This window comes from Streptomyces sp. NPDC001292 (assembly GCF_042896465.1).
In the GTDB taxonomy this organism is placed as follows: Bacteria; Actinomycetota; Actinomycetes; order Streptomycetales; family Streptomycetaceae; genus Streptomyces.
This window is the reverse complement of record NZ_JBIAXG010000025.1, coordinates 83420-101943: the sequence shown is the minus strand read 5'-3', so window position 1 is coordinate 101943 and position 18524 is coordinate 83420. Positions and strand designations below refer to the sequence as shown.

Sequence of the window (18524 nt, the reverse complement as noted above, 5' to 3'; positions counted from 1 at the left end):
GAGTGCCGGGGAGAGCCCGGGGGCCGGACGAGTCAGGAGAGCGGACCCATGCTGCTGGAGAACAAGCGCCTGCTCATCACGGGCGTGCTGACCGAGTCGTCGATCGCGTGGCGGGTGGCGCGGCTGGCCCAGGAGCAGGGCGCGGAACTCGTGCTGACCGGCTTCGGGCGCGGGCTGCGGCTGACCGAGCGGATGGCCGGGCGGCTGCCGCACCCGCCCGAGGTGCTGGAACTCGATGTGACGCGTGAGGACCACATCGCCGCCGTCGCGCAGGCCCTCGACATCCGCTGGGGCCGGGTGGACGGTGTGCTGCACGCGGTGGCCTTCGCGCCGCAGCACACCCTCGGCGGGGGCTTCCTGGCTGCCCCGTGGGCGGACGCCGCGACGGCGTTGCACGTCTCGGCGTACTCCTTCGTCGCCGTCGGCCGGGGCTTCGGCGACCTGTTGGCCGGGGCGGGCGGCGGCTCGCTGGTCGGGCTGGACTTCGACGGGAGCGTCGCCTGGCCCGCGTACGACTGGATGGGCGTCGCCAAGTCGGCGCTGGAGAGCTGCTGCCGCTATTTGGCACGTGATCTGGGAGGCCGCGGCACCCGGGTCAACCTGGTCGCGGCCGGCCCGCTGCACACCGTTGCGGCAAGGGGCATACCCGGGGCGGAGGCCGTGAGCGGTCCATGGCCGCATCGTGCACCGCTGGGCTGGGACCTGGCCGACACCGAGCCGGTCGCGCGGGTGGTCTGCGCCCTGCTGTCCGACTGGATGCCCGCCGTCACGGGCGAGATCGTGCACGCCGACGGAGGGGCGCATGCGGTCGGTGCCCCTCCGCTCCCACCAAAGGATGAGCACTCATCCTTTGGTGGCACCCGGCGAATTCATCAGGGCGACTGAAGACGGGCAGAACCCCGCGAACATAGTTTTCCAGGCATCGCGTCGAGGGACCGTGAACGCCCCGGCGTGCATGATTCCGAACTCACCGAGGGGTCTACACAGGTGATCACCACCGATGCATGGGTATTGCATGCGGGACCCGCCTCCGAGGAATCCGGAGATCCCGTTCCAGGCGAATTGGTGCGAGAAGAAATCAGCTTTCCGGACATTGCCGAGAACGAGGTCCTCGTGGCGCCGCTCTACGGTTCCTGGGAAGCCAACATGAGTCATGCGCTCGAACGCTCTCCGGTGGACGTCTGCCGGCAGCGCGGTGAGGACCGCATGGTCATCGGGAACTTCGGGGTCGTACGGGTGGTGCGCCCGGGGAAGGCGGTCACCCGGGTCCGGGAGGGGGACCTCTGCCTGATGCAGGCCTTCGCCCGCACCGACGACCACGGCTACGTCAAACTGGTCCACGCCTACGACGCCCCGGGGACCATGGGTGTCCTGGCCCGCCGGACGAAGATCGGCGAGCATCTGCTGCTGCCGCTGCCCAAGGACTCCCGCTATTCGCTCCAGCAGTGGGCGGCGTCCTACGGGCGGTACTGGACGGCATGGGACAACTGGAAGGTCGCCTACGCCTGCTGGCGCTCCCAGGTGCGCATGAGCCCGAGCGAGATGGACCCTGCGCCGCTGGTGTTCGGCTGGGGCGGCGGGGTGGCGGTGGCCGAACTGGAACTGGCCCAGCGTGAGGGCTTCCGGGTGGCGATGGCCTCCGGCAACCCGCAACGACTGGCCGAGATCGAGGCCAAGGGCATGATCCCGGTGGACCGCCGCCTCTTTCCTAACCTCCACTACGACGAGGACCGCGCCGCGGCCGACCCGGACTACCTGCGGCGGTACCGCCAGTCCGAGCGGACGTTCCTCAGGCTCGTCAAGGAGTACAGCGGGGGCCATGGAGCCGCTGTCGTCATCGACAACATCGGCAAACCCGTCCACCGGGCGACCCTGCGGGCCCTCGGCCGGCAGGGAGTACTGACCACCGTCGGCTGGAAGCACGGCATGCGGCTGGAGAACGTACGGGCGAACGAGTGCATCAAGCGCCATATCCACGTGCACACCCATGCCTGCTGCTTCCATGACATCGAGGAGATTCTCGAATTCCAGGAGAGCTCGGGCTGGATGCTCGAACTGGGGGACCAGCGTGTCTATCGGTTCGATGAGATCCCGGAGCTGGCGCGCGACTACGCGGCGGGAAATCTGGATTCCTATTTCCCGCTCTTTCAGGTAAACGGGAACGAGAGGTAGAGCTGTGTCTGAGGTTGACTTCGATATCGGCATCATCGGCGGTGGTCCTGCCGGCTCCACGGCTGCTTCCTATCTGACCAAGGCAGGTCTGAACTGCGTGGTCTTCGAGGGTGAACTCTTCCCGCGCGAGCACGTCGGCGAATCGCTGATACCCGCCACCACCCCGGTGCTCGCCGACATCGGGTTCCTGCCGCAGATGGAGGAAGCAGGATTCCCCAAGAAGTACGGTGCCGCTTGGACCTCAGCCGCCGAAAAGGGCATTCCGACCATGGGATTCCAGGGGATGTCCCATGGATTCAGGTCGGCGGAGATCGAGTTCCATGAGCGTGAACAGCTCGGGGTGAACCAGGACTACACGTACCATGTGGACCGCGGGAAATTCGACCTGCTGATGCTCCAGCACGCCAACGCGCTGGGCGCCAAGGTCTACGAGGGCATCCGCATCCGCAGGGTGGACTTCTCGGAGCCCGACCCGCGGATCGTCTTCCCGCTCGGCGGCCGCGAGTCCTCGGTCAGGGTGCGCATGGTCATCGATGCCAGCGGGCGCCACACGTTCCTCGGCCGCCAGCTGAAGCTCAAGGTGAGCGACCCGGTCTTCAACCAGTACGCCATCCACACCTGGTTCGACGACCTGGACCGCTCCGCCCTCGCGGTCAACAAGGAGCAGGCGGACTACATCTTCATCCATTTCCTCCCGGTCAACGACACCTGGGTGTGGCAGATCCCGATCACCGACACCATCACCAGCGTGGGTGTCGTGACCCAGAAGAAGAACTTCAAGGCCTCCAGCTCGGACCTCGAAGGATTCTTCTGGGACTGTGTGGCCAGCCGTCCCGATCTGCGCGACGCGCTGAAGAACTCCCAGCAACTGCGCCCCTTCAAGTCCGAGGGCGACTACAGCTACGCCATGAAGCAGATCTGCGGCGACGGCTGGGCCCTCGTCGGCGACGCCGCCCGCTTCGTCGATCCGATCTTCTCCAGCGGCGTCAGCGTCGCCCTCAACGGCGCCCGACTGCTTTCCGGCGACGTCATCGCCGCCGCCGAGAAGGGCGACTTCAGCAAGCCGTCGTTCCACAACTACGAGTCCAAGCTGCGCCGGGCCGTCGGCAACTGGTACGAGTTCATCTCCATCTACTACCGGTTGAACATCCTGTTCACGGCCTTCGTGCAGGACCCGCGCTACCGCATGGACGTCCTCAAGATGCTCCAGGGCGATGTCTACGACGACGCCGAGCCCAAGGCGCTCGCCGCCATGCGGGAGATCACCCGCCATGTCGAGCAGAACCCCGACCACCTGTGGCACAAGCACCTGGGGTCGCTGCGCGCCCCGAGCGCGGCGCCCCTGTTCTGACCGCGGTACCCAACGATCGAGAGCCGGAACAGCCGGAGGGGGACTGGCCGATGCACGACGCGATCGCCATGGTGGGAGCGGGATGCCGGTTCCCCCGTGGAGCCCACGGACTTCCTGAATTCTGGCGTCTGCTGCGCGAGGGGACGGACGCCATCGAGGAAGTCCCGTCACAGCGGTGGGACGTGGACCGTTACTACGACAGCGACCCCCACAAGCGCGGCACCATGTACAGCCGGTGGGGGTCCTTCCTGGAGGGCGTCGACCAGTTCGATCCGGCCTTCTTCGGCATCGCACCACGCGAGGCCCACGAAATGGACCCCCAGCAGCGGCTGCTGCTGGAGGTCGCCTGGGAGGCGCTGGAGGACGCCGGACAGGTCCCCACGGCCCTGGCCGGCACCCGGACCGGCGTCTTCACCGGCGTCATCGGGATGGACTACGCCCTGCTCCACGCCCGCCAGGCCGGGCTGGCCGGCATCGGCGCCTGGTACGCCAGCGGCCGTGAATTCAGTTTCGGGCCCGGCCGTCTGTCCCACGTGCTGGGGCTCCACGGCCCCAGCATGTCCCTGAACACCGCCTGTTCGTCGTCGCTCGTCGCCGTGCACCTGGCCTGCCAGAGCCTGCGCACCGGCGAGTGCGACCTCGCTCTGGCGGGCGGGGTGAACCTGATCCTGTCCCCGGAACTGAGCATCTTCCTCTGCAAGATCCGCGCCATGTCCCGGGACGGGCGCTGCAAGCCGTTCGACGCTTCGGCGGACGGGATCGTGCGTGGCGAAGGCTGCGCCATGGTCGTCCTCAAGCGGCTGCCCGATGCCCTGGCCGACGGCGACGACATCCTCGCCGTCATCCGGGGCAGCGCGGTCAATCACGACGGGGCCAGCGCCGGGCTCACCGTACCCAGCGGCGAGGCACAGCAGCGGCTGCTGCGCGACGCCCTGGCCATGGCAGGCGTCGCGCCCGCCGACATCGACTACGTGGAGGCCCACGGCACCGGTACGCCGCTCGGGGATCCGATCGAGCTGGGCGCACTGAGGAACGTGCTCGGATCCGACCGCCCGGGCGAGCACCCGCTGTTCGTCGGCTCGCTGAAGAGCAACTTCGGGCACATGGACTCCGCGGCGGGCGTCGCCGGACTGCTGAAGGCCGCTCTGGTCCTGCGCCACGGGCAGGTCCCCGCCACCCTCCACGTGAGGGAACGCAATCCGCGTATCCGCTGGGACTGGCCGGTGGACGTGCCCACCGAGCTCACGCCCCTGCCGCAGACCGCCGGGGCCAGGCTCCGGCTCGCCGGGGTCAGCGCCTTCGGGCTCAGCGGCACCAACGCGCATGTGATCATCGAGGCCGCCCCGTCGCGTGACGACGCCCCGGTGGCGGAGTCCGAAGGCCCGGTACTGCTCCCGCTCTCCGCGCGCACCGACGCCGCTCTCACCGAGCTGGTCCGCGGCTACCGCAACCGTCTCACCGGCGCCGCCGACGTGCCCTTTCCGCGGGATCTCGCCCACACCGCAGGCGTACGCAGGGCCCACCACAACGAGCACCGCCTCGCCGTCACCGGCCGCGGCACGGACGAAATCGCCGCGCGGCTCGGCGCGTTCCTCGACGGCAGGCCGTCACCGGGGCTGGCCACCGGCAGTGGCGAGGAAGAGGAGGAGCCACGCGTCGTCTTCGCCTTCTCGGGCCAGGGCTCCCAGTGGCCGGCGATGGCCCACGACCTGTTCGGGCGTGCGGGCGCAGACGACCGGAGCGCCTTCCGGGACACCTTCGACAACTGTGACGCGCTCGTCCGGGAGCTGGCCGGCTGGTCGCCGAAGGAGGAGATCGAAGCCGCGGAGGGAGCCTCACGGCTCGCCCGTACCGAGGTCGCCCAGCCGGTGATCTTCGCGGTGCAGGTGGCGCTCGCCGCGCTGTGGCGTTCCTGGGGCATCGAACCGGCGGCGGTCGTGGGCCACAGCATGGGTGAGATCGCCGCGGCACACGTCGCCGGCGCGCTCACCCTGGAGGACGCCGTCCGGGTGGCCGTCCACCGCGGCCGGCTGCTCGCCGAATCGGCGGGCCGGGGCCGGATGGCCGCGGTCGAGCTCTCCCCATCCGATGTGCAGCGCGCCCTCGAACCCTACGCAGGACTGCTCTGGCCGGCAGCCGTCAACAGCTCCCGGAGCACGGTCGTCTCCGGCGACGGGGAAGCCCTCGAACGGCTGACGGCCGACCTCACGGAGCGAGGGACCGGCTGCCGCCCGCTGCCCGGCGACTACCCGTTCCACAGCCCGTACATGGCTCCCCATCAGGACCGGCTGGCGGAACTCCTGGACGGTCTGCGGCCCGGCGCGCCCACCGTCCCGGTGGTCACCACCACCCCCGCGGGGGCCGGGGGAGAGCGGCTCTTCGACGTCGCCCACTGGGTACGCAACATCCGCGAACCGGTCGACTTCGCGGGGGCCATGGACGTCCTGCTGGCACAGGGCCACAAGACGTTCCTGGAGATCGGCCCGCACCCGGTGCTGGCGCTCCCCATCACGCACGCCTTCGACGACAACGGCACCGAAGGCACGCTGGTGGTGCCGTCGCTGCGGCGTGACGTCGACGCGACCGAGACACTGCTGGCCTCCCTGGGGGCTCTCTACGCCGCCGGGGCCACCGTCCGCTGGGAAGCGGTCCCGCCCCTGGGCGGCCGTCCGGCCAAGCTCCCCCATTACCCGTGGCAGCGCCGGCGCTACTGGATCAAACAGGAACCGCACCGGACGGAGGAACGGGCCGATGAGCAGCCGACTCCCGGTCGACGCCCGTCGACGCGAGGACCGGCGGCGGAACCGTCCCCGGCGCCGGAGCGGCCACCGGCGGAGCCGCGGCACCCGGCCCCTGCCGCAGGCACCGCCGAGTCCGCGCGCGATCGAGAGCAACTGGAGGAGATCGTCGCCCGGTCCGCCGCCCAGGTGCTCGGGCTCGAACCCGCCTCGATCCGGCGCCGGCAGGGCTTCGCCGACATGGGCATGGATTCCCTGACCTCGCTCGAACTGCGCAACCTTCTCCAGCCGCAGGTCGGGCCGCTGCCCACGACCGTCGCGTTCGACCACCCCACGGTCGATCGGCTGACCACCTACCTGTGGGAACGGCGCACCGACCGGCAGGCCGCGAAGAGCACCGAGCCGCAGCCGGAAGGAGCGGCCGAAGCACCCCGGCCGTCCGCCGTCGAGCCGGAGCCCATCGCGGTCGTCGGCATCGGGTGCCGCTTCCCCGGCGGCGGCAACGGGCCGGACGGCTATTGGCAGATGCTGCGCGGCGCGACCGACGCGATCACCGAGTCCCCTGAGGGGCGCTTCGACGACAACACCCGCTGGAAGGGAGCGTGGCTGGACGACGTCGACCACTTCGACCCGCTGTTCTTCCGGGTCCCCCCGCGTGAGGCGAAGGTCATGGACCCGCAGCAGCGGCTCTTCCTGGAAGTGGCCTGGGAAGCCCTGGAGCACGCCGGCCAGACCCCCGACCGCCTTGCCGGCACCCGTACGGGCGTGTTCGTCGGGATGAACTCCCACGACTACGTGGAGCTCATCGCCAACGCCCCGCAGAACGTCGACGCTTTCTACGGCACCGGCAACTCCTTCTGCGCCGCCCCCGGACGGCTCTCCTACTTCCTGGGCGTGCACGGGCCCAGCCTGGCGGTCGACACCGCGTGCTCGTCGTCACTGGTCGCCGTGCACCTGGCCGTGCGCAGCCTGCGCTCCGGCGAGAGCGACATCGCTCTCGCCGGCGGGGTCAACGTCATCCTGCGCAGCACCATCCACCACGCCAGCCGGGCCGCGGGCGCCCTGGCCGGCGACGGACGCTGCAAGACCTTCGACGCCTCCGCCGACGGCTACAACCGCGGCGAGGGGTGCGGTGTGGTCGTCCTCAAACCGCTCTCCAGGGCCCTCGCCGACGGCGACCGCGTGCTGGCGACGATCCTGGGCTCCGCGGTCAACCAGGACGGGCCGAGCAGTGGCCTCACCGTCCCGCACGGTCCCGCCCAGGAGGCGCTCGTCCGCGACGCGCTCGACGACGCCCGGGTCGCGCCCGCCGAGATCGGTTACGTCGAGGCCCACGGCACCGGCACCCGGCTCGGTGACCCGATCGAGCTCCAGGCCCTCGGCGCGGCACTGAGCGGACTTCCCGACGGCCGGCGCGTCACCGTTGGCTCGGTGAAGACCAACATGGGGCACCTGGAAGCGGCCTCCGGGATCGCCGGGCTGATCAAAACCGTTCTGATCCTGCATCGCGGTGAGATACCGCCGCACCTCCACTTCCGGGAGCCGAGCCCCGCGATCCCCTGGAGCGAGCTGCCGTTCGACGTGCCGACCCGGGCGATCCCGTGGCCGCAGGCCCGACGCGTCGCCGGGGTCAGCGCCTTCGGCTTCAGCGGCACCAACGCCCATGTGGTGCTCGGCACGGCGCCCCCGCAGCAGGAACCGTCGCTCGGGGGCCACCCCGCCGAGGAAAGCCGGCCGTACCTGCTGCCGCTCTCGGCGGCCGACGAGGCGGCCCTGGTCGCCCAGGCTGCCAACCACCGCCGGCTGCTCACCGACGACGTCGGCGGCGGGGAGCGGCAGCCGGGCGGCGACGAGACCACCACGGCATCCGGGATGCCGCTGCGCGACGTGTGCTTCACCGCGAGCACGCGCCGCACCCACCACACCCACCGCCTCACCGTCGTGGGCCGCACCCGCACCGAACTCGCCGGGCGGCTCGCCGCGTTCGAGAACGGTGACCGCGGCCTCGGCGTATCCACCGGGCGCGCGGACGGTGGCGCGGAGCGGAAGCTGGCGTTCGTCTTCTCCGGCCACGGCTCCCAGTGGCGTGGCATGGCCCGGGGCCTGCTGAGCCAGGACCGGGAGTTCCGCGAGGCCATGGCCTGGTGCGACGGACACCTGCGCCCGCTCATCGGCTGGTCGGTCCTCGACCACCTGGAGCGCGGCGCGGACACCCCGTCGGGGCCGCGCCAGCAGGAGCTGATCTTCGCGGTCCAGACCGCCCTCGCCCGCCGCTGGCGGTCGCTCGGTGTGCGCCCTGCCGCCGTGGTCGGCCACAGCATGGGCGAGGTGGCGGCGGCGCAGGCGGCCGGCGTTCTCGGCATCGACGACGCGGCACGGCTGATCCACGAGCGCGCCGCCGTCCAGGGACGCCTGGTCGGCACCGGAGCCATGGGAGTGGTCGGCCTGCCGGCCGACGAGGCCGAGGCGGCACTCGCCGGATACGAGGACCGGCTCTGGGTGGCGCTGTCCAACAGCGCCCGCAGCACCGTCCTGTCCGGGGACGAGGCCGCCCTCGAGGAGGTGCTGGCCGGTCTGAGGCGGCGCGGGGTGTTCAGCCGCCGCATCGACGCCGCGGGTGCCGGTCACTGCCCGCTCGTCGAGCCCCTGGACCGGGAGTTGACGGAGCGCCTTTCCTGGATCATGCCCGCGGCGGGAGATGTGCCGTGCTATTCGTCGGTGTCCGGGGGCCTGCTGGACGGAGCCGCGTTCGACGCCGCGTACTGGGGGCGGAACCTGCGGGAGCGGGTGCGGTTCTCCAGCGCGGTCCGGGCCCTGGCGAGCGACGGGTTCGACACCTTCCTGGAGATCTCACCGCATCCGCTCCTGCTGACCTTCATCGAACAGGATCTGCGGGATCTCGCGGTGGAGGGCGTGCTCGCACCCTCCCTGCGCCGGGACAGCGACGACTTCACCGTCATGCTCGACTCGCTCGGCACGCTGCACGCCCACGGTCATCCTGTGAACTGGGAGCGGATGTACCCGGCGGGCGGGCGGCTCGCCGACACGCCGGCCTATCCGTGGCAGCGCAAGCGCTACTGGCTGGCAGCTCCACAGGGCGAGGCGCCGGGCGGGGTGGCCCACGGCGCGGGCCGGCACGAGGGTGGCTCAGCCCCCCATCCGCTGCTGACCCGCCGGACACGGGCCGCGGGCAGCGCGGGGACCCGGCTGTTCGAGGCCGACTTGGACGCCGGGCTGCTCGGCAGCATGCCCACGGGCGCCCTGTGGGGAGCGAGGCTGGTGCCGGGCGCGGCCTGGTTGGAGATGGCGCTGGCCGCGGGCCGGGAGCGCTTCGGCGCGGGGCCGTTGAGCGTGGAGGCCGCCGAACTGCCTGAGCCGCTGCTGCTCGACGCGCCGGCAGCGGACAGCACCGGGAACGACCCCGCGGCCGGGATCGCGCAGTTGACCCTGACGGACAAGCACGACACACCGGGGGCACCGGACGCGGCCCATTTCACGGTGCACACCTTCGCCCGCTCCGCGGAGTACGGGGAAGCCGCGGTGCTGCGGGCCCGGGGCCGCGTGACGGCCCTGGCGCACACGGCGGACGCCGCGGACCCGGTGAACACGGCGAACACACCGGCAACGGCAACCGCCGCGACGCCCCTGTTCCCCACCGATACCCCTGACGAGGGGGGCCTGCCGGATCCGGCTGCCTTCCTGGCCGCGGCCGGCGTCGGCGTGGACGAGCTGCGGGTGACCGCGGCCGGTCGCGGCGACGGCACCTTCACGGCCGAGTTCGCGTGCGAACCGGCAGGCGCGGGATGGATCCTGCCGCCCGGGCTGTTCGAGGCGGCGCTCCACACGCTGGCGCTGGCAGCGGGGGCGGCGCCGCACCAGCCACCGCTGCTCCCGCGGTCCGTCGCCCGGCTGGTGCTGCTGCGCGACCCGGCCGGGCCGCGGCTGACGGTGCACGCCCGACTCGTCGACCACTCCGGCTTCGGACTGCGCGGTGACGTCCTCGTGGCGGACGAGGACGGAACACCCGTCGCCCTGTTCTCGGGCGTGGCACTGGAACCGCCGAGCGTCACGCCCGTCGCCGAGGCCACGCGGGACCTGCTCTACACGCTCCGATGGCAGCCCGCACCCCGTCCGGCACCCCGTCCCGCCGCACCCCCCGCCGCCGAGTCGGCGGACGGCGCGTGGTGGCTCGTGCTCGCCGACCGGGGCGGGGTGGCCGAAGCGCTGTCCACCCAGCTGGTCGCCCGCGGGGAGAAGACCGTGCTCATCGCCCCCGAGGACGCCTCGGGACCCGGTGGCCTCGTCAAGCACCTCCAGGACAGCCTCCGCATCCCCGGCTGCCGCGGCGCCGTTCATCTGTGGGCCCTCGACCTCCCCTTCGGCCAGGGCCCGGCCGCCCTCACCGCCCCGGCCGCCGGGTGCGCCTACGACGCCGTGCTCAGCCTCGCCCGGGCGCTCGGCGCGGCCGGGACCGCGCGGCCCGTCTGGTACGTCACGCGCGGCGCCTGCGCCCCGGGGACCTCCGGCGCGGCGGACGTGCCGGTGGCCGAGACCCACGCACCGCTGTGGCCCCTCGCCGCGGTCGCCGCCCTCGAACACCCCACCGCCTGGGGCGGTCTGCTCGACCTGGACCCGAACACTGCAGGACCCCACGCCGAAGCCGCCGCGATCGTCGACGAACTCCTCGCCTCCGACGGGGAGGACCACATCGCGCTGCGCTCCGGACGGCGCCTCGTGCAGCGCGTGGCACGCGACCGTACGGCCCCGCCCGCGCTACCGGTACGAAGGACCGATCCGGGCGGCGCGTATCTGGTCGCCGAGGGCGGGAACCTGCTCGGCCTGCACATCGCCCGCTGGCTGACCGAACGCGGTGCCGGACGTGTCGTGATCACCTCCCGTCCGGGAACCGGTGCGCCCGGTCCGGTCATCGCCGAGGAGCTGGAGCGGCTGCGAGCGGCCACAGGCACGGACGTGCGGACCATGTCGTGCGATCCGGCCGATCCCGCCGCCCTGGAAGGCGTGCTGGACACCGCGTGCGCGGACGGCATGCCGCTGCGCGGAGTGGTCTGGCTCGCCGTCGACTGGGAGCTGGGCGACACCGCGGCCGTCGGCCTGACCGAGATCACCGACGCCGTCCGGGACCGGGCGCTCGGCGCCTGGCACCTGGACGAGCTGCTGGCCGCCCGGGACGCCGAGAGCACCCTGGAGCTCTTCGTCGCCTTCAGCGGCATCGCCTCGTCGTGGGGCTCGCTGGGCGTCGCCCGCCAGGCACCCGCCGACGCGTTGCTCGCCGCACTCGTCCAGCGACGCCGTGCCCGAGGGCTCGCTGGCCTGTGCGTGCGCTGGGCGCCGTGGGACGAGGTCGGCCGGCTCACCAAGGAGAGCAGGGCGAAGCTGCTCAGGGCCGGTCTGGAGCCGTTGCGGCCGGAGACGGCGATGGAGGCGCTCGACCATCTCGTCGCGGCCGGTCCTGTCGAGGCGGGCGTCTGCCAGGTGGACTGGGGCATTGTGTTGCCCCTCTACCAGTCGGCAGGCTGGCCGCTCTTCCACGGTCTCGAGGCTGGCGACGACACATCCGCCGCCACCGCGGCTGTCGCCGTGCTCCAGGAGCTGGCGGCGCTGGACCCCGAGGAGCGCCACAGCGTCCTGGTGGGCCATGTTCTGGCCGAGGCGGCCGTGGTGCTCGGCGCCGACTCGGACGACGAGTTCGACTCCCGCCAGGGCTTCTTCGACCTCGGGATGAATTCGATCACCGCGCTGGAGATGAAGGTCCGGCTGCAACGGCGCTTCGACTGCCGGCTGTCCAACACCCTCGTCTTCGAGTACCCGAACGCCGAGGCACTGGCCGGATATCTGGCGGCGGACGTGCTCGGCCTCGGTGCCCCGGACGCCTCCGACGGCACCCGCCGCCTCCCCGTGGAGACCGAAACGCCCGACCCGGCCGAGCCGTTCGCGGCCGGCGGCCCGGACGACGACCTCGCGGCCCGCTTCGAGCGCGAGATGGCCGAGGTCGCGGCCCTGGGCCGCCGGCGTACCGAACGAACCCGTGCAGCCACCAAGTACCGCGGAGAGGCGGAGCAATGACCGGAACGGACGTGGACGACCGGGCCAGGCTGTCCCGCGCCCTCGACACGATCGCGCAGCTCAGGACCCGGCTGGAACACTACGAGCAGAACGACGGGCCGGTCGCGATCATCGGCATGGGCTGCCGCCTTCCCGGCGATTCCGATTCGCCGGAGGCGTTCTGGCGGACCCTCCGCGAAGGCACCGACACCATCAGCCGCTTCCCGGCCGACCGCAGTGATCCGGAGGCGGTGTACGACCCGGACCCCGAGGCGCCCGGCAAGGCGTACTGCGTCGAGGGCGGGTTCATCGACCGGGCCGACACCTTCGACGCCTCGCTGTTCGGTATCTCGCCGACCGAGGCGGTGGCGATGGACCCGCAGCAACGACTCACCCTGGAGGTGGCCTGGGAAGCACTGGAGCGTGCCGGTGTCGCCCCCGACAGCCTGGAAGGCACCGCGACGGGCGTCTTCCTCGGGGCGAGCACGAGTGACTACGTCCGCATGCGTCAGCAGCTCACCGACCCGACGGACGTGGACCCGTACCAGCTGATGGGGGAGCCCGCCTTCCTCGCCGGGCGCGTCGCCTACCACTTCGGGCTGCGCGGCCCCGCCCATGTCGTGGACACGGCCTGTTCCTCGTCGCTGCTCGCGGCCCACCTCGCGTGCCAGAGCCTGCGCCGCGGCGAGTGCGATCTCGCGCTGGCCGGAGGCGTCAGCCTGATGCTGACGCCGTACGGGTTCGTCCTGGTGAGCAAGACGGGGGCGCTCTCGCCGGACGGGCGCTCCAAGGCGTTCGATGCCTCGGCCAACGGCTACGCCCGCGGCGAGGGGTGCGGTGTCGTCGTGCTGAAACGGCTCTCGGACGCACTGGCGGACGGCGATCCGGTGGTGGCCGTCATCCACGGGAGCGCCGTCAACCACGACGGACGCTCCAGCGGCATCTCGGTGCCCAGCGGACAGGCGCAGCAGGAGGTGATCCGGGCGGCCCTGGTGGACGCCGGGGTGGGCCCCGGCGAGATCGGGTACATCGAGGCCCACGGCACCGGGACCATGCTCGGCGATCCCATCGAACTCCGGGCACTGGAAGCGGTGCTGGGTCCTGGCCGGCCGCTGGACCGGCGTGTCTTCGTCGGGTCGGTCAAGACGAACGTCGGCCACCTGGAGGCGGCCGCCGGGGTGACCGGGCTGATGAAGCTGGCGCTCGCCCTCCAACACGGGCAGATCCCGCGAAGCCTGCACTTCACCGAGCCCAACCCGAATGTGGACTGGGACAGCCTGCACCTCACCGTCCCCACCACCCTGACCGCCTGGCCGGATGCGGCCGGCGGCCGCTTCGGCGGTGTGAGCTCGTTCGGTGTGAGCGGCACCAATGTGCACCTCGTGCTGGGCGACGCCTTGCCTGCCTCCGCCAGGGAGCCGCTGGGGACGGCACCGGAGCGGTCGCACGACCTGCTGGTGCTGTCCGCGATGTCCAGGACGGCGCTGAGCGAACTCGCGGCCCGCTACGCGGCCCACCTCGGCCTGACGCAGCAGGAGTACGCAGCCGGGGCGGCCTCGGCAAGCGCGGACGGAGGCACGAGGGGCGGTGGTGCCTCGTTGGGGGAAGTGTGCCGGGCCGCCGCCCTGGGGCGTGCGCACCTGCCGCAGCGGCTGTCGCTCGTGGCCGGCTCCGTCGATGAACTGCGGGACCGGCTGCACCGGTTCGCCGACGGCCAGGCCGCGCCGGGGGTCACCACGGGGCGGGTCTCGTCCCGCAGGCGCGCCAAGGTCGCGTTCCTCTTCAGCGGCCAGGGCAGCCAGTACCCCGGCATGGGACGCGGACTATACGACACGGAGCCCGTGTTCCGTGCCGCCCTCGACGAGTGCGACGCCCTCCTGCGCGACCGTCTCGACCGCCCGCTGCTCGATGTACTCCACGGCGGCCCCGAGGACACGGCGCTGCTGGACCGCACCGCCTACACCCAGCCCGCCCTGTTCGCCGTCGAGTACGCCCTCGCCCGGCTCTGGCGCTCCTGGGGCATCCGGCCCGGCGCCGTCCTCGGTCACAGTGTCGGCGAGTACGTGGCCGCCTGCGTGGCCGGCGTGTTCGGCCTCGAGGACGCTCTCGCGCTGGTCACCGCTCGTGCCGGGCTCATGCAACGGCTCTGCGAGCCCGGCGCCATGATCGCTGTGCCACTCTCCGCCGAGGAGGCCGAGGCCGAGGCGGCCGCGGACGGTGGCCCCGTCGCGCTCGCCGCCGTCAACGGCGAACGCGACACCGTGCTCTCCGGCACCGCCGACGCCATCGACCGTATCGTCGCGCGACTCGACGAGCGGGGGATCCGGGCCCGCAGGCTGCGTGTCTCGCACGCCTTTCACTCGCCCCTGGTCGAGCCGTCGCTGGCGGAACTGCGTGCGGCGGCATCGCGGATACGGTTCGCCGCGCCGCGCATTCCCGTGATCTCCAACCTCAGCGGTGAGCCGGTCGACGCCGACACCCTCGCCGACCCCGACTACTGGTGCCGGCACGCCCGTATGCCCGTCCGGTTCGCCGAGGGCCTGCACTCCCTGGAACGGCTTGGATTCGGCACCTTCCTGGAGGCGGGCCCCGGCCGCACACTGCTCGGCCTCGGCGCTTCGGCCCTGCCCGGTCAGGACCGCACCTGGCTCGCTTCCCTGCGCCGGACCGTCGATGACGCCGAGCAGATCCGCACGGCTCTCGGCGGCCTGTACGCGGTCGGTGCCCCGGTGGACTGGCAGGCGGTGCAGGCCGGGTCACCCGCCGGGCCCGTGGCCCTTCCCACCTACGCGTTTCAACGTGAGCGCTACTGGTTCGAGCAGCGGGGCCCGGCCGTGCCCGCGGCCCGCCCTGCCACCGCAACCGGCAGCGGGACGAGGACCGAACCCGACGAGCCGTCCGCTGCCGACGAGGGAACCCGGGACGCCGACGAGCCGCCGGCGCTGCTCGCACGTCTGGCCGACGCGGCCCCGGACACGCGGCCCGGTCTTGTCGCCGCCCACCTCGTGCAGCTGCTCGCCGCAGCACTGTGGATCCCGGCGGAGGAGATCGGTCCGGACACCGATCTGCTGCAACTCGGGGTCGACTCGCTGATGGTGATGCAGGTGGTCACGGCCTGCAAGAACGAGTTGCGGCTCGGTCTGTCCCCGCGCGAGCTCTTCGAACGGCCGACGCTCGCCGAGTGGGCTGCGTTCGTCACCACGCGCTGTGAGCAGGAGCACGGCCTGCCCGGAGCGGCGGACCGGGGCGTGGCGGCCGCGGCCCCCGACTGGACCGATGCGGCCGTGCTCAAGGCCGAGGCCGTCCTCGACCCGGACATCCGGCCCGGGGGCGGGCCGGGAGAGTCCTGGCGGGACCCGGTCGATGTCCTGCTCACCGGCGCCACGGGTTTCGTGGGCGCCTACCTCCTGGACGAACTGCTCAGCTCCACCAAGGCGAGGATCCACTGCCTGGTGCGCGCAAGCGACCCGGATGCCGCTCTGAACCGGCTGCGCGCCAACACCGAGCGCTACCTGCCCTGGCGGGAGGAGGACCAGGAGCGGATCGTGGCGATCCCCGGTGATCTGTCCCGTCCGCTCCTCGGCCTGCCGGAGGAGGTGTTCGACGCGCTCGCCCACCGCGTCGACGCGATCTACCACAACGGAGCCAACGTCAATTTCGTACAGTCGTTCCAGCAGCTCAGGGCCACCAACGTGGGCGGTACACAGGAGATCCTGCGGCTGGCCTGCCGCGGCCCGCTGACCCCCGTCCACCACGTCTCCACCTTCGCCGTCTGGGGTGTGCCCGAGGATCTCACCAGCACCTTCGCCGAGGACGACGCCCTCGACCGGGCCGGCCGTCTGCCCAATGGATATCTGCAGTCCAAGTGGGTGGCGGAGAATCTCGTGGTCGCCGCCCGCGAACGCGGTGTGCCGGTCAACGTCTACCGGCTCGGTCAGATCATGGGCGACTCGCGCTTCGGCGCCTGTGTCACCAACAGCTTCACCTGCGCGGTCCTCAAGGGCTGCATCCAGTTCGGCTCTGCGCCCGAGCTCGACATGCTCGTGGAGATGACACCCGCCGACTACGTCAGCCGGGCGCTGGTGCACGCTTCCACGACGGCCGAATTCGGGCAGAACTTCCACCTCCTCAACCCCGAGCGCATGCCCTTCGAGGAGTTGATCCGCCATGTCCGGAGTTGCGGGTGGCAGGTCGACCTGAGCCCGGGGCCCGAGTGGGTGGCGGAGTTCCGGGCCGGGGTCGGGATCGAGGAGAACGCGCTCCACCCGCTCATCGACACCATCAGCGAGATCGTAAGGGTCGGCCAGGACTCTATGACGTACCGGGTGGACAACCTGCTGCGGGCTCTGGACGGCAGCGGCATCACCTGCCCCCCGCTCGACAGCACCCTCCTGGACACCTACTTCGGCTGGATGGTCGGCACCGGCTTCCTCCCCTCACCCGACCAGTCCCGCGCCCAGCCCCGGACGGAGAAGCAGCGATGAACACCCATGAGCCACAACACACCAGCGAGTCCGACTGCGACGTCGCCATCCTGGGCGGCTCCCTCGCCGCGGCGACCCTCGCCACCATCCTCGCCGCCCATGACGTGCGGGTCACGGTGGTCGACGACGCCGAGCCGTCCCCCTTCCCGCAGGGCGAGATGGGAGTGCACGCGGCCGGGGTCTTCCGCATCCTGGCCGAGCGCTACCACGTGCCCGAACTGGCCCACCTGTCCACCGTCAAGGACATCCACGAGCACATCACCCCGACCGTGGGCGCGGAGCACTGCCACAGCTTCCTCTACCACCGCGAGGGGCGGCACCAGGATCCGTCCGAACTCCTCCAGGTCTGCCCGCCCAAGGGCGCGCCGCCCGAGCCGCACTTCCACCGGCCGGACATCGACACCCACCTGTTGCGTACCGCTGGAGACCGAGGAGCCGACGTCCGCCGGGGCGTCAAGGTCACCGGGGCGGTGCCGGGCCCGGACGCGGTACTGGTCTTCCTCTCGGACGGAGCCCGGATCCGGGCCCGGTACCTGGTGGACGCGGCAGGACCCGATTCACCGCTGGTGTCCGAACTGGGACTGCGTGAGGACCCCGTCCGTTTCACGACCGTCTCCCGCACGCTGAGCACCCATATGACCGGGGTGCGGCCGTTCGCCGAGGTGGTGGCCGACCGGGCAGCGCAGTACAAGGTGCCGATGCCGTGGGCGCGGGGCAGCATGCACCATCTGACCGACGGTGCCTATCTGGCGGTGCTGCCCTTCGGTAATCACCCGGATCCCGATCCCCGCATGCTCAGCGTCTCCCTGACACTGGACGCCCGCCGCTTCCCCGCCGGCAACAGCGCGGGGCTGTCCGCGGAGGGGGAGTTCCGGGCCTTCGTGGCCCGCTTCCCCACACTGGCCGCGCAGTTCGAGCATGCGGTCGCCGAACACCCCTGGCGGTCCACCGAGCGCAACCAGTACGCGGCCAGCCGCACCGTGGGCGACCGCTGGTGCCTCATCGCGGACTCCGCCGGCTATGTGGAGCCCTTCATCTCCAGGGGGCTGGGTATCGCCCTGGAGACCGTGAACGTCCTCGCCTGGCGGCTGCTGGACGCCGTACGCGACGGTGACTTCTCCGCCGAACGCTTCGCTCCCGTGGACGGCTTCACCCGCTCCCACCTCGACGCCAACGACGACCTCGCAGCCATGGTGCACGCGGCGCTGTGCGACCCGGCGCTCGTGAAGTCGGTTCTCTTCGTCCTCGAAGTCGGTTTCCGCTACGGCGGATTCCCACTGCTCACCGCCTACTCGCAGCTGCGCTCCACGGGCAGCGACGCGGCGCTGCGCGCCCTGGAGACGGTGCCGTACCGGGGCCACGTCTTCGCGGGTCACGAGGGCTACCACCGGCTCTTCGCCGCGACCGCCGCTACCTGTGCGGCGGTCGCCGCCGGCGAGCTCGATCCCCATGCCGCGAGCGAGCGTGTCTTCCGGTCGGTCCGCGAGGCGGAGTTCGTGCCCAGGGCGTTCGGGCTCGAAGATCCCGCGGTGCGCTCCCTGCAGATCACTCCGGTCACCATCCTCCGCCTCGCCCTGTGGACCCTCCGGGGGGCACCCAGGGACATCGCCCCGCTGATCCGCGCAGGGATCAAGAGCGTCCTGCGCGGCGGCTGACCGGCGCGCCCGCATCCGCTCCACCGCGGGGGTGTTCCCGCCGCCGCACCGATCCAGCCGG

The 18524-nt window shown here is 71.8% G+C and carries 6 protein-coding genes; all 6 read left to right on the top strand.

Annotated elements, in window-relative coordinates; all coding sequences use genetic code 11:
* The first annotated feature begins 48 nt into the window (after positions 1 to 48).
* The 6 genes from fabI to ACFY4A_RS24795 all read left to right on the top strand — a co-directional run bounded on the left by fabI (position 49) and on the right by ACFY4A_RS24795 (position 18463).
* Positions 49 to 885, top strand: a complete 837-nt coding sequence (gene fabI, locus ACFY4A_RS24820; protein ID WP_390831546.1) for an enoyl-ACP reductase FabI — start codon at positions 49 to 51, stop codon at positions 883 to 885.
* Positions 886 to 1146: 261 nt separating this feature from the next.
* Positions 1147 to 2172, top strand: a complete 1026-nt coding sequence (locus ACFY4A_RS24815) for a zinc-binding alcohol dehydrogenase family protein (protein ID WP_390831545.1) — start codon at positions 1147 to 1149, stop codon at positions 2170 to 2172.
* 4 nt (positions 2173 to 2176) lie between these two features.
* A complete protein-coding gene (locus tag ACFY4A_RS24810; protein ID WP_390831544.1) occupies positions 2177 to 3523 on the top strand; it encodes an NAD(P)/FAD-dependent oxidoreductase in 1347 nt (448 codons plus the stop codon).
* Positions 3524 to 3573: 50 nt separating this feature from the next.
* The gene (locus ACFY4A_RS24805; RefSeq protein WP_390831543.1) at positions 3574 to 12345 is read left to right on the top strand and encodes a type I polyketide synthase; all 8772 of its coding nucleotides are present in this window, start codon (positions 3574 to 3576) and stop codon (positions 12343 to 12345) included.
* Complete coding sequence (locus tag ACFY4A_RS24800) at positions 12342 to 16808, top strand: type I polyketide synthase (RefSeq protein ID WP_390831542.1); 4467 nt, start codon at positions 12342 to 12344, stop codon at positions 16806 to 16808. The genes ACFY4A_RS24805 and ACFY4A_RS24800 overlap by 4 nt, the downstream gene beginning before the upstream one ends.
* On the top strand, positions 16805 to 18463 hold the full coding sequence (locus ACFY4A_RS24795; RefSeq protein ID WP_390831541.1) for an FAD-dependent monooxygenase: 1659 nt from the start codon (positions 16805 to 16807) through the stop codon (positions 18461 to 18463). The genes ACFY4A_RS24800 and ACFY4A_RS24795 overlap by 4 nt, the downstream gene beginning before the upstream one ends.
* The last annotated feature ends 61 nt before the right edge of the window (positions 18464 to 18524 follow it).